We start from the raw sequence: 13,041 nt of genomic DNA, 5'->3' as shown, positions 1-13,041 counted from the left end.
GATGGCTCCGCGACAACGACTGCCGCATAGGTATGGCCGAGAGGATCGAAGTCAAAGGAAAATGGCTGTTTTGAACTTGCTACGGCTTGCGCTACTGTGCACCGCAATGCAGTCGAACGTTTCCCTCGATCAGCTCGGACGCTGGAGCGGCGGTGTCGCCGCTGCGGCCGTTGCCGCAACTCCCGAAGAATTGTCGGCTCGCTTCACGGCAGCGGCGAGCGAGTTGCTTGGCTCCGACCGCGCCTATGTCGGCCTTTACCGTCGCGACATCACATCCCTGACCATCGACGATGCCGGTCCCGATCGCTGGAACCGCGACTACGATGCACGACTGTATCGCCAGGATCCTTTCTTCCAGAGGTTCGCCAGCACAAGGCAGGATTTCCTGTTGCCGCTGTCGGCACTCCGCAATGGCGACTTCCAGCACACCCCCTACTATCGCGAATTCTTCGGCCCTTCCGACAGTTTCGACGAGATCACCGGGGTGTTCAATCTCGACGGGCTGACCGCTGGCTATGTCACTTTTCTCAGGCGAAACGGGGCAGAACCGTTTGGCGAGCAGGATCTGGCAACGGCTTGCGCGGCAAGCAGCGCGACAAGGCTCATTTTGGAAAGATTGCTTCATCTGTGCCGCTTCTGGCACAAGGGCGCCGCAATCGGTGACGCTCGCTCGCGGCTGAGCAGGCGCGAGACCGAGATTGCGCGGCATCTGGTCGAGGGTGGCAACGCCAAGACGATTTCGCGAAGCCTCGCCATCTCGCCCGGCACCGTCCGCAACCACATCAAGCAAATCTATAGCAAGCTCGGCGTGCACTCCCAGGTCGAGTTGCTGGCGGCCATCCGCGAAGCCGCTTGAGCCTGACAGCTTCCGCCGGCTCTATTGTCCCGTCACGATGCGCGTCCACATGCGGTTTTGTGATCGCAGCCACTTTGGGTCGTTGTTGTCCACCACGAACAGCTTGGCCTTCACGGCATCAGGTGGAAAGACGCCGGGATCGCTGGCTATGGCCTTGTCCATCAGCAGCAGGGACTCCGGTATCGCATTGGCGTAGGAGACATAGCTGGAATTGGCCGCGGCGATATCGGGCCGCAGATTGAAGTTGATCCAGGCCTGGGCGTTGTCGGGATGCGGCGCATCTTTCGGCACCGCCATCGTATCGAAGTTGATGAGCGTGCCTTCTCTGGGGATGGAATAGGCGATCTCCAGCTTCTTCACGGATTCCGCCGCACGGGTCCTTGCCTGCAGTATGTCGCCCGACCAGCCCAACACCACACAGATGTCGCCGTTGGCGAGGTCGTTGATGTATTTCGACGAATGGAAATAGCGGATGTAGGGCCGCACCTTGCCCATCAGGTCCTCGACCTTGGCGAGGTCGTCGGGACTGGTCGATTTGGGGTTGATGTGAAGGTAGTTCATCGCCATCGGGATGACTTCAGCCGGCGCATCGATGATAGCCACGCCGCAATCGGACAGCTTCTTGACCACATCGACGTCGAAGACCATGGCGAAGGAATCCGTCGGCGCGTCCGGCAGCCGCTGCTTCACCGCGGCGACGTTGTAGCCAATGCCGTCGGTGACGGCCATATAGGGCACGGCATGCAGGTTCTGCGGGTCGGCGCCCGCGATCAGCGCGAGGGCTTGCGGATCGATCTTCGAATGGTTGGCAAGCTTCGATCTGTCGAGTTCCAGGAAAGCGCCTGCTTTCACCTGGTTCTTCAGGAACGGATAGGCTGAAGGGTAGACCACGTCATATCCCGAGCCGCCGGTGAGCAGCTTTGTTTCGAGCACCTCGTTGCCGTCATAGACATCGTAGCGAACCTTGATGCCCGTTTCCTTCTCGAATTTCTCGGCCGTGTCCGGCGCGATGTAGTCGGACCAGTTGTAGACGTTGACGACTTTTTCCTCGTCCGCCGACGCCGCGCCGGCGCAGATGCCGCAAGCAAGCCCGGCAAGCAGGGTTGAGAAGATCAGAGTGCGCATGAGTGTTCTCCTTTTCGCTGCTGGTTTTTGGCGAGCGTCATCCCTCAACGCCGTTGCGGGGCATAGACCGGCAAGGTGATGCAGGCGACATTGCCGCCGCCCAGCAGGATCTCGCGCGAGTTTTCGATGCCGACTATTCGGTGATCGGGAAACAACTCGGCCAACGTCTGCTTGGCCTTCACATCGAGATCGCAGCCGAACTGCGGTACCACCACGACGCTGTTGCCCGGATAGTAGTTGACGTAGCTCGCCGCGATCCGGTTTCCGGCCGGTCGCGCCCAGGTCGCATCGAGCCGGTCCACGCTGTCGCTTTCTTCCGGCGTCATCTCGATCGGCAAGGGATGCGGCAGCCGGTGGACCTCCAGCGCCCGGCCACGCGCATCACGGGCCGAACGCAACACCGCCTCGGCCTCGCGCACGATCTCATATTGCGGGTCGTCCCGATTGTCGGTCCAGCTCAGCACGACCACGCCGGGGCGCACGAAGCAGCACACGTCGTCGACATGGCCGTCGGTCTCGTCGAACGCAAAGCCGCGTGGCAGCCAGATGACGGTGTCGACGCCGAGATAGTCGCTGAGCTGACGCTCCACCTCGGCCTTGCCGAGATGAGCGTTGCGATTTCGGTTGAGCAGGCATTGCTCCGTCGTGATGAGGGTGCCCTGGCCGTCGCATTGCAACCCGCCACCCTCGGCAATCAGAGGTGCGCGGTAGCGATCCATGTTCTCGATTTCGAGCACTTTTTGCGCCGCCAGGTCATCCAGGTCCCATGGCGCGTAGAGGCCGCCGTCAAAACCGCCATAGGCGTTGAAGATCCAATCGACGCCACGCACGTCGCCTTGATCGTTGACGACGAAATTGGGACCGCTGTCGCGCAGCCAGGAATCGTTGGTGGACATTTCCACGACGCGCACATGGCCGGGCAATCGCGCCCTGGCATTCTGCCATTGGCGAGCGGAGGCCGCCACCGTCACCGGCTCGCTTTGCGCGATCGCCGCGGCGACATCGACGAACAGTTTTTGCGCCGGCTTGGCGCCGAGGCGCCAGGTGTCCGGCCGCTCCGGCCAGATCATCCAGCAGCCTGATTTGGGTTCGAATTCGCCGGGCGCGCGAAACCCATCCTGTTTCGGCCTTGTCGAGAGGGTACGGGGCATCTGGGGACCGCCGGGAAATGGAGTGATGACTTGCCCGGATCAGACGTTTTTGGGACCTTGTCCGTCAATGTCCCATTTGGGATATCGGTGTTGGCGGCTGTCTCCCGTTGCGGAACGGCATTGCCTTCCCACGGTGATCGGCGCAAATCTCGACCGGACGGCGTATGCCGGTGACGCAAGCAGTCGACGAAAGGGGAAAGCGGATGGATGCGACCGAACTGAAGGCCATGCAGGCGCCGCTGAAGCAGGCCTATCGTGACGATGCTTCGCAGGCGCTGATCACGCTTCGCGCCAGGGGCTCGATCGACGACCAGTCGGTTGCCTGCAAGGTGGAGACGGGCAGGGCGCTCGCCATCGCCGGCCTGCATCCGGCAACAGGCGGCTCAGGACTTGAGCTCTGCTCGGGCGACATGCTGCTGGAGGCGTTGGTCGCCTGCGCCGGAGTGACGCTGAAGGCGGTGGCGACGGCGCTCGAGTTCAAGCTCGGCGCCGCCACGGTGGAGGCCGAAGGCGATCTCGATTTTCGCGGCACGCTCGGTGTCGCCAAGGATGCACCGGTCGGCTTTCGCGCCATCCGGCTCAATTTCAACCTCGACACCGATGAGCCGCAGGAGCGGATAGACTCGCTGCTGAAGCTGACCGAGCGTTATTGCGTGGTGTTCCAGACCATCAGCCAGAAGCCGGAGCTGACGGTCAGCGCACACCGCTGATCTTACTGTGCTGACGGTTCTTCGGCGTCGCCCTCGTCAGTGAATGGCGAGGCGCTCGGCACGCATTGCACCGACCAGCCGGCCGGTGTCGGCTGCTTCTGATATTCGGTGATGGCGGCGGTGCACTGTTCGCGCTTGTCGAAGGTGCTGGGCAGCACGACCATGCCGCCTTGCGGGCCGGCGATTACCAGATACCAGACCAACGCTGCTGCGGTCGTAGCCATGGGGATTTCCTTGTTCTGCCAGTTGGGCGCTTGTTGTGGGAGTCGCTGTGACCCTACCAACTCCATGGAAATGACGAAAGCATGACCGCCGCACAGCTTCCCGCCGTCACATCACAGCCGAGTGATGTGACGGCGGGTTTCCCAGCCCGATTTCGAAGCGCAATCGGCTCAGTTGGTGGCAAAACAATAGAACAAGCCATCGCCCCCGGTGCCCTTCAGTGCCTCCTGGCCGCAGCCGCCGCGCGAGGCGTGCGAGGAATTCCAGGATTTGGCGGCAGCCGAATCGTCGAGGCCCGTGCGGTCATGATGGCCCATCATAGCGGCGCCTTCCGCCCCGCTCATCGTCCAGTCGCTGCAGGTCTGGTCGGCGATCTTGGTGCCGTCGGGCTTGGAGCCGGTCAGCACGTCGTGGCGGTTCGGCGTGTCGCCGCGGCCGTTGACCTCTTCGCCTTTCTCGTTGAGCGCCGTCTGCTTGGTGATGCCGTTGGCATCGCTGTGCAACGAGGCGACGTCGTCAGCGATCTTGACGCCCTTGGCGTTCACCCACGGTCCCTTGCCGATACGGTCGCGGGCGTCGGTGTCGCTGGTCGACAGGTAGGCAGCCCAACTCTTGCCGGTGACACCGGCGGCTTCCGCCAGCGATGCGCAATGCGCGTCGGCGCCCTTGAGGCCGCCGAGGTCGGCACCCTTGCCGGAACCGACACTGGTGACGAAGAAGCTCATCTTGGCATCTTGCGAGTAAGCGGCGCCCGCGGCTGCGATCAGGGTGGCGGCGGTGGCGAGAAGCGGTTTACGCATGGTGGTTCCTCCGGTTTGAGCTTCGACTACGTCGAAGAAACGTTTCCGGAGGCCCGTTTAATCCCTACGCATGTCGCTTAAAAGTGCGCAGCGGTTTTTGGGAAAGCGGCATGCGGCAAAAAAGGCTCTAGTTTTATTCCGGCTGGCGATAGGCGACGAACCGATTGTGCTTGGCCTGGAAGATCAATCCGGTCTCTTTCAGGTCCGGGCTGGCCAGCGGCACGATGCGTTTGGCGATCTCGGAGGGATGCGGCAACGTCTCGGGATCTTCGCCCGGCACTGCCTGGGCACGCATGGCGGTGCGGGTGGCGCCGGGGTCGGCGGCATTGACCCGGAGCGGCAGGCTCTGCGTCTCATGCGCCCAGGAGCGCATCATCGTCTCCACCGCGGCCTTGGAAGCCGCGTAGGGTGCCCAGAAGGCACGCGCCGAGTGCGCTGCGTTGGAAGACAGGATGATCGCTCGCCCGGCGTCGGAGAGCCGCAGCAGGGGGTCGACGGAGCGGATCAGCCGCCAGGTCGAGGTGACGTTGATGGTCATCACCTTCTCGAAGGTTTTTGCTTCGACATGACCGATCGGCGAGATGACGCCGAGCACGCCGGCATTGGCGACGAGAATGTCGAGCTTGCCCCAGCGTTCGTGGATGGCGCCGCCCAGGCGGTCGATGCCGGCCATGTCGGCGAGGTCGAGCGGCACCAGTGTCGCCTGGCCGCCGGCCGCCTTGATCTGGTCGTCGAGCTCTTCCAGTCCTCCGACAGTGCGCGCCACCGCAATGACATGCGCGCCGGCGGCAGCCAATTCCTTGGCAATGAAATAGCCGATGCCGCGCGAGGCGCCGGTAACGACCGCAACGCGGCCGGAAAGGTCGAGGGTCATGCGATGGATTCCGGGAATTTGACTAACGCTGATGACGGTCCGGCCTACGTCCCGCTCGTCGCCAGCAGCGACAGCGTGCGCACATTGTCGTGGCCTTCGAAGTCGAGCAGGCGGGTCGGATACTGGCCGGTGAAGCAGGCGTCGCAGAATTGCGGCTGGTCGTTGTCGCGGCTGGCCTCGCCGACCGCGCGGTAGAGCCCGTCAATGGTGAGGAAGCCGAGCGAATCGACGCGGATGAACTCGGCCATTTCCTCGATCGACATGCGCGATGCCAGGAGCTTCGATTTCTCCGGCGTGTCGACACCGTAGAAGCAGGAGGCGCGTGTCGGCGGTGAGGCGATGCGCATATGCACCTCCTTGGCGCCGGCGTCGCGCACCATCTGCACGATCTTCTGGCTGGTGGTGCCGCGCACGATACTGTCGTCGACCAGCACCACGCGCTTGCCCTCGATCATGCGGCGGTTGGCATTGTGCTTCAGCTTGACGCCCATGTGGCGGATCGAATCGCCCGGCTGGATGAAGGTGCGGCCGACATAATGGTTGCGGATGATGCCGAGCTCGAAGGGAATGCCCGCCGCCTGGCTGAAGCCGATCGCCGCCGGCGTGCCCGAATCCGGCACCGGCACGACGATGTCGGCCTCGACCGGGCTTTCGACCGCCAGCTCGGCGCCGATTCGCTTGCGCACCTCATAGACATTGCGGCCTTCGACCGAGGAATCCGGCCGCGCGAAATAGACATATTCGAAGATGCAGAAGCGGGTCTTCTGCGGCTCGAAGGGGAACAGGCTCTCGATGCCCTTGGAGGTGACGACGACCATCTCGCCGGGCTTCAGGTCGCGAACGAAACGCGCGCCGATGATGTCGAGCGCGCAGGTTTCGGAGGCCAGGATCCAGGCGCCGTCGAGATCGCCCAGCACCAGCGGCCGGATGCCGAGCGGATCGCGGCAACCGATCATCTTCTTGGCCGTCATCGCCACCAGCGAGAAGGCGCCCTCGACCTGCCGCACCGCATCGATGAAGCGCGAGTTCAAATCGCGCTCCTTGCTGGTGGCGACGAGGTGCAAAAGCGTCTCGGTATCGGAGGTGGAGGAGAAGATCGCGCCTTGCTTCTGCAGCGCGCGCTGCACGGTCATGGCGTTGGTCAGATTGCCGTTGTGGGCGACGGCGAAGCCGCCATCGGCCAGTTCGGCGAAAAACGGCTGGATGTTGCGCATGCCGGCGCCGCCTGTCGTGGCGTAGCGCGTGTGGCCGATGGCGCGGTTGCCTTGCAGGCTGTCGATGACGCGCTGCTTGGTGAAGGTGTCGCCGATCAGGCCGACATGGCGTTCGACATGGAACTGGCTGCCGTCATAGGAAACGATGCCGGCCGCTTCCTGGCCGCGATGCTGCAGCGCATGCAGGCCCAATGTAACGATGGCTGCCGCGTCCTGCCGGCCGAAAATGCCGAACACACCGCATTCGTCGTGGAAATGGTCGTCGGCCTCGGCGGAAAGCACGTCGTCTGCGTCTGCCATCTTAAGCTCCGCTAAAATCGCCATATAATGCGGGTTCGCGCCGAAAGCAACGCGGGCCGTGCGGTCGTTCACACCATCGTCAGATCCTGACGCCGTTTTCGGCGTCAGTTTGCCGGCGCCGCCGGTGCCGGAGCGGCCGGGGCGTTGTTCGCCGGTGGTGTTGCGTCATTGTCGTCAGGCGCCGGCGTGTTGGCATCGTCGCCGCCCGCCGGAGCATCCGCCGCCGGTGCGTCCGGAGCAGCTGGCGTCTCGGCGGCCGGCTGATTCGGATTGAGCTTCTTGAGGATCGCGTTTTCCGGATCCTCGGGCAGCAGGCTTTCGAGCTTGGCGCCGATCTGCTCGAGCAGCGGCCGCGACTTGGCCTCCGTGACCCAGGCTGGTGCCTTGGCGCCGGCCAGCCAGTTGAAGAACAGCAGGGCGACGGCAACGACCAGGATGCCGCGCGCGGCGCCGTAAAGGAAACCGAGCGTACGGTCGAGCGCGCCGATCCTGGAATCGATGATCCAGTCGGCGAGCTTCATGGTGACGACCGAGACGACGATCAACGCGATGATGAAAACCACGCCGGCGGCAGCCGCCATGGCGACCTTTTCATTCTCGATGTAGGGCGCGAGGTAGGGCACAACCGGCTTGTAGAAGAAGAACGCCGCAGCTGCCGCCGCTGCCCAGGAGACGACGGACAGGACTTCGCGCGAGAAGCCGCGAACCATGGCGAGCATCGCTGAGACCAGGGTGAAGCCGACGAGAATTCCGTCAAGCAGCGTAATCGGCATGTCTTTCGCCCCACTCCATGAGCCGCATTATAGTGCGGAGCATCGGGCTCTGGATCCGATGCTCTAATCTTCTTCGTCCACGCGGCTTCGGCGTGAGCCAGCTATGCGTGCCACGAGGTCGGCAAGCTCGGTCGGCTGGAAAGAACCGGCCCCGATCCCCCCGGCCAGTTCCCCGCTGCCCGAGGGCAGAACCGCACTTCCAAAACCCAGCTTTTCGGCTTCCTTGAGGCGCTGTTGCGCATGCGCAACCGGCCTCACGGCGCCCGAAAGGCTGATTTCGCCGAAATAGACGCAATCGGCGGGAAGGGCAAGACCGGTGAGCGAGGAAACCAGGGCGGCCGCCACTGCCAGATCGGCCGCGGGCTCCGAAATCCGGTAGCCGCCGGCGACATTGAGATAGACATCGTGGCTGCCGAAGCGCACGCCGCAATGGGCTTCGAGAACCGCCAGGATCATCGACAGCCGGGCGCCGTCCCAGCCGACGACGGCGCGGCGCGGCGTGCCGAGCGAAGAGGGTGCGACCAGCGCCTGGATCTCGACCAGCACCGGCCTTGTCCCCTCCATGCCCGCGAAAACCGCAGCGCCAGGCGATTTGGCATGGCGTTCGCCAAGGAAAAGCTCGGACGGATTGGCGACCTCGCGCAGGCCCTTGTCCGACATTTCGAAGACGCCGATCTCGTCGGTCGGTCCAAAACGGTTCTTCACCGTACGCAGGATGCGATAGTGGTGGCCGCCTTCGCCTTCGAAGTAGAGCACTGCGTCGACCATGTGCTCGACGACGCGCGGCCCGGCGATCTGGCCTTCCTTGGTGACATGGCCGACCAGTACGATCGCAGCACCCGTGGATTTCGCATAGCGGATCATCGCCTGGGCAGCGGCGCGCACCTGGGTAACGGTGCCCGGTGCCGAATCGGCAAGGTCGGTCCACAGCGTCTGGATCGAATCCAGGATGACGAGATCAGGCCGCTTGCCGTCGGCGATCGTCGCCAGGATGTCCTCGACATTGGTCTCGGCGGCAAGTTCCACCGGAGAAGAGGCGACGCCAAGCCGCTGCGCCCGCAGCCTGATCTGCGCGACCGCCTCTTCGCCCGAGACATAGACGATGCGGTGGCCTTTTGATGCCAGCGCCGCGGCCGCCTGGGTGAGCAGCGTCGACTTGCCGATGCCGGGGTCGCCGCCGACCAGCAGCGCCGAGCCGCGCACGAAACCGCCGCCGGTGGCGCGGTCGAGTTCGCCAATGCCCGAGATGATGCGCGGCGCGTCCTCGATATCGCCGGACAGCGTGGTCAGCACCACCGCGCGTCCCTTGCGGGCGTTGCGCGTGTTGGCTGGTCCCGAGCCGATGCCGCCGGACGTGCCTTCCTCGACCAGTGTGTTCCACTCGCCGCAGGCATCGCATTTGCCGGCCCAGCGCTGATGCACCGATCCGCAACTCTGGCAGATGAATTGGACGCGTGACTTTGCCATCAGCGGGATGCCACGCCGTAACAGGTTGGCGGGGCAGCGCCCCCCTCTGGCCTGCCAGCCATCTCCCCCTCGAGGGGGGAGATTTGCAGCTTCAGCGCTTGCGCCTTCTTTTCAACGCCAAAAATTGGCGAAAGAATCGATGACATCCAATCTCCCCCCTGGAGGGGGAGATGTCCGGCAGGACAAAGGGGGGCGCCAAGGAACGAGACCTGTCTCAATAGGTCACTCGAACCTTTCCGGCAGATGATGCTCCTCGGCGAGGTCGGAGAAGCGGGTGAACTCGCCCTGGAAGGCAAGGCTGACGGTGCCGGTCGGGCCATGGCGCTGCTTGGCGATGATCACTTCGGCCTTGCCCTGGACCTCGATCATCTTCGTCTCCCAGGCGAGATGCTCGGGCGTGCCTTTCTCCGGCTCCTTGTTCTTGATGTAATATTCCTCGCGGTACACGAACAGCACAACGTCGGCGTCCTGCTCGATCGAGCCCGATTCGCGCAGATCGGACAGCTGCGGATGCTTGTCGTCGCGGCTTTCGACCTGACGCGAGAGCTGTGAGAGAGCGATGATCGGCACGCCAAGCTCCTTGCCGAGCGCCTTCAGTCCGGTGGTGATCTCGGTGATTTCCTGGACGCGGTTCTGCGACGCCTTGGCGGATGAACCCTGCATCAGCTGGATATAGTCGATGACCATCAGGTCCAGCCCGCGCTGGCGCTTGAGGCGGCGGGCGCGAGCCGCGAGCTGGGCAATCGAAATACCGCCCGTCTGGTCGATGTACAGCGGCCGCTTGTGGTTCTCCTGCGTGTAGGCGACAAGCTTGCCGAAATCGGCTTCGGTCAGGTCGCCACGCCTGATTTTCGACGATGGGATCTCGGTCTGCTCGGAGATGATGCGGGTGGCCAGCTGCTCGGACGACATTTCGAGCGAGAAGAAGCCGACGACGCCGCCATTGGCCGCCTTGACGGAGCCGTCGGCCTGTTGGGCAGGCTCATAAGCGGCAGCGATGTTGTAGGCGATGTTGGTGGCCAGCGACGTCTTGCCCATGCCTGGACGGCCGGCGATGATGATCAAATCCGATGGCTGCAGGCCACCCATGCGGTGGTCGAGATCGCGCAGGCCGGTGGCAATGCCGGACAGGTGGCCATCGCGCATATAGGCAGCACTTGCCATGTCGACGGCATTCTTCAACGCATCGGAAAAACTTTCGAAACCGCCATCGTAGCGGCCGTTTTCGGCCAGCTCGAACAGCCGCCGCTCGGCATCCTCGATCTGCTCGGTGGGCGCCATGTCGACCGGCGCGTCATAGGCGATGTTGACCATGTCCTCGCCGACGGTGATCAACGCGCGGCGCGTGGCAAGATCGTAGATGGCGCGGCCATAATCGGTGGCGTTGACGACGGTCACGGCCTCGACCGCCAGCCGCACGACATATTGCGCCATCGTCATGTCGCCGACCTTCTCGTCGGCCGGCAGGAAGGTTTTTAGCGTGATCGGCGTTGCGACCTTGCCCATACGGATGAACTCGGACGCCACCTCGAAGATCTTGCGGTGCAGCGGCTCGTAGAAATGGCTGGCCTTGAGGAAATCCGAGACGCGGTAGAACGCATCGTTGTTGACGAGGATGGCGCCGAGCAGCGCCTGCTCGGCCTCGATGTTGTTGGGCGCTTCACGATAAAGCGGTGTTTCCGCCACGCCGAATTTTCGCGCTGCTTCTGCCATGATGTCCCCGATTTCGATCCCGGCTTCTCGATATCAGAACGTGACAAGTCCATGCTGACTTATCTGCACCAGTGCCTGTCCAATGAGCTTTGGTACCCGCGATTCACAGCCAAGATTATTCGGTGGAAAGAATCACAATTGACTCGAATCGAAAGAACGAATGTAGCGCGTCTATAGGGAGAACAAAACAGGAAAACAAGCGCTGGTTTCCGGTACCGCCACTCCGTTCAAAGCTGATCGAGTCGCCTCTCGATGAACCGGCGTTCCGCCGGCTGCCGGGTCAGCTCCAGCGCCCGCCGGTAGGAGGTCCTTGCCGCGTCGCTCAAGCCAAGTCGGCGCTGCATGTCTGCCCGCGCCGCATGCGCCAGATGGTAGCCGTCAAGCCCGCCTTGGGCCATGATCATCTCGATCGCTGCCAGTCCGGCCTGCGGGCCGTCGCGCATGGCGATGGCTGCGGCACGGTTGAGCGCCACGACCGGCGAAGGGTCGACACGGCTCAGCACATCGTAAAGCGCGACGATCTGTACCCAGTCGGTCTCAGTCGTACCTGACGCCTCGGCGTGAACGGACGCAATGGCCGCTTGCAGGATGTAAGGTCCGATGCGGCGCGAGGCGATCGCCTTGCCGATCAGGCCGTCGGCCTCGGCAATCAGCGTGCGGTCCCACAGCGTGCGGTCCTGGTCCTCCAGCAGCACGAGATCGCCGCTGGCGTCGACCCGCGTTGCGCGCCGCGCCTCGTGCAGCAGCATCAGGGCCAGCAGCCCCTGCGCCTCCGGCTGGTCGAGCAGCTCGACCATCAGCCGGCCGAGCCGGATCGCCTCGGCGCACAGGTCCGCCCGCGTCAGGTTCGGCCCCTCGGTTGCCGCGTAACCCTCGTTGAAGATCAGGTAGATCACTTGCAGCGCGCTCTCGAGACGCACCGGCAGGTCGCCGCGGTCGGGCACTTCGTAGGGAATGGCCTCGTCGCGGATCTTCGCCTTGGCCCGCACGATGCGTTGCGCAATGGTCGGTGCCGGCGTCAGATAGGCGCGGGCAATCTCCTCGGTGGTCAAGCCACCCACTTCGCGCAGGGTCAGGGCAATGCGTGCATCCGGCGTCAGCGCCGGGTGGCAGCAGACGAAAATGAGCCGCAATTCATCGTCCTGGATGTCTTCCGGCATGGCTGGTTCCGGCGTCGGCTCGGCCAAAGCCGTGAGCTCGGGCAGGGCCCCGGTCAGCCGCGCTTCCCGGCGCCAGCGGTCGATGGTCCTGAAGCGGCCGGCCGAGACCAGCCAGGAATAGGGATTGGCCGGCACACCCTGGCGCGGCCATTGTTCGGCGGCAGCAGTGAAGGCCTCGTGCAAGGCCTCCTCCGCCGCGTCGAAACCGCCGAGCAGGCGGATCAAGGTCGCCAGCACGCGCCGCGCCTCGGTGCGGTAGGCCGCCTCCAGGGCATCGCGCGGGCCGGCGGTGCTCACAGGACCGGCGGCGGCTGACTGAAGTCGACGACCGGGCGGACTTCGACGAAGCCGATCGTTGCCAGCGGATGGCCGCTCGCCACCCGCACCGCCTCGTTGAGATCGCGGGCTTCGATGACGATGATGCCGCCCAGGATCTCCTTGGTCTCCATGAATGGGCCGTCGACGGTCGACATCTTGCCGTCGCGGACCTGCACGGTCATCGCCTCTTCCGGCAGCACCAGGGCCTCGGCGGTTACGAAGTGGCCGCTGGCTTTGAGCACCTCGTCATATCCGGAGCACTCGGCCAGCACGGCATTGGCCTCCGGGCTGCCGCCGAACAACGTTTTGGGGTGGTAGTAGATGAGACAGGCGTAACGCATGGTGGGTTCCTTTTCCA

General features: G+C 63.9%; 13 protein-coding genes. 2 read left to right on the top strand and 11 right to left on the bottom strand.

The window, feature by feature from the left end; all coding sequences use genetic code 11:
* Positions 1 to 61 precede the first annotated feature (61 nt).
* Positions 62 to 856: a helix-turn-helix transcriptional regulator gene (locus MESCI2_RS0119215; RefSeq protein WP_245270390.1), complete on the top strand. Its 795-nt coding sequence runs from the start codon at positions 62 to 64 to the stop codon at positions 854 to 856.
* 21 nt (positions 857 to 877) lie between these two features.
* Here MESCI2_RS0119215 and MESCI2_RS0119210 read toward each other — a convergent pair whose 3' ends face one another.
* The gene (locus tag MESCI2_RS0119210; protein ID WP_027037988.1) at positions 878 to 1,981 is read right to left on the bottom strand and encodes a polyamine ABC transporter substrate-binding protein; all 1,104 of its coding nucleotides are present in this window, start codon (positions 1,979 to 1,981) and stop codon (positions 878 to 880) included.
* Between the two features lie 44 nt (positions 1,982 to 2,025).
* Positions 2,026 to 3,132 (bottom strand): agmatine deiminase, encoded by a 1,107-nt coding sequence (gene aguA, locus MESCI2_RS0119205; RefSeq protein WP_027037987.1) that lies wholly within the window; start codon positions 3,130 to 3,132, stop codon positions 2,026 to 2,028.
* 203 nt (positions 3,133 to 3,335) lie between these two features.
* Between aguA and MESCI2_RS0119200 the strand changes: the two genes are divergently transcribed.
* Positions 3,336 to 3,842, top strand: a complete 507-nt coding sequence (locus tag MESCI2_RS0119200; RefSeq protein WP_027037986.1) for an OsmC family protein — start codon at positions 3,336 to 3,338, stop codon at positions 3,840 to 3,842.
* Between the two features lie 2 nt (positions 3,843 to 3,844).
* Here MESCI2_RS0119200 and MESCI2_RS0119195 read toward each other — a convergent pair whose 3' ends face one another.
* From MESCI2_RS0119195 to MESCI2_RS0119155, 9 genes are all read right to left on the bottom strand, one after another.
* Positions 3,845 to 4,066: a hypothetical protein gene (locus MESCI2_RS0119195; RefSeq protein ID WP_013532531.1), complete on the bottom strand. Its 222-nt coding sequence runs from the start codon at positions 4,064 to 4,066 to the stop codon at positions 3,845 to 3,847.
* Between the two features lie 168 nt (positions 4,067 to 4,234).
* The gene (locus tag MESCI2_RS0119190) at positions 4,235 to 4,864 is read right to left on the bottom strand and encodes a hypothetical protein (RefSeq protein ID WP_027037985.1); all 630 of its coding nucleotides are present in this window, start codon (positions 4,862 to 4,864) and stop codon (positions 4,235 to 4,237) included.
* 133 nt (positions 4,865 to 4,997) lie between these two features.
* Entirely contained in the window at positions 4,998 to 5,738 is a 741-nt protein-coding gene (locus MESCI2_RS0119185; RefSeq protein ID WP_013532529.1) for an SDR family NAD(P)-dependent oxidoreductase, read from the bottom strand.
* Between the two features lie 44 nt (positions 5,739 to 5,782).
* Positions 5,783 to 7,252, bottom strand: a complete 1,470-nt coding sequence (gene purF / locus MESCI2_RS0119180; RefSeq protein ID WP_013532528.1) for an amidophosphoribosyltransferase — start codon at positions 7,250 to 7,252, stop codon at positions 5,783 to 5,785.
* Positions 7,253 to 7,356: 104 nt separating this feature from the next.
* On the bottom strand, positions 7,357 to 8,025 hold the full coding sequence (locus MESCI2_RS0119175; protein WP_027037984.1) for a CvpA family protein: 669 nt from the start codon (positions 8,023 to 8,025) through the stop codon (positions 7,357 to 7,359).
* A gap of 63 nt (positions 8,026 to 8,088) precedes the next feature.
* On the bottom strand, positions 8,089 to 9,492 hold the full coding sequence (gene radA, locus MESCI2_RS0119170) for a DNA repair protein RadA (RefSeq protein WP_013532526.1): 1,404 nt from the start codon (positions 9,490 to 9,492) through the stop codon (positions 8,089 to 8,091).
* A gap of 222 nt (positions 9,493 to 9,714) precedes the next feature.
* Positions 9,715 to 11,205, bottom strand: a complete 1,491-nt coding sequence (locus tag MESCI2_RS0119165) for a replicative DNA helicase (protein ID WP_027037983.1) — start codon at positions 11,203 to 11,205, stop codon at positions 9,715 to 9,717.
* Positions 11,206 to 11,432: 227 nt separating this feature from the next.
* Positions 11,433 to 12,662 (bottom strand): RNA polymerase sigma factor, encoded by a 1,230-nt coding sequence (locus MESCI2_RS0119160; protein WP_027037982.1) that lies wholly within the window; start codon positions 12,660 to 12,662, stop codon positions 11,433 to 11,435.
* Entirely contained in the window at positions 12,659 to 13,024 is a 366-nt protein-coding gene (locus MESCI2_RS0119155; RefSeq protein ID WP_027037981.1) for a YciI family protein, read from the bottom strand. Before MESCI2_RS0119155 ends, MESCI2_RS0119160 begins: the two co-directional genes overlap by 4 nt.
* Positions 13,025 to 13,041: the final 17 nt, after the last annotated feature.

This window comes from Mesorhizobium ciceri WSM4083, assembly GCF_000519305.1.
GTDB lineage: Bacteria > Pseudomonadota > Alphaproteobacteria > Rhizobiales > Rhizobiaceae > Mesorhizobium > Mesorhizobium ciceri_B.
The sequence above is the reverse complement of the archived record's forward strand: the minus strand, read 5'-3'. Positions and strand labels throughout refer to the sequence as shown.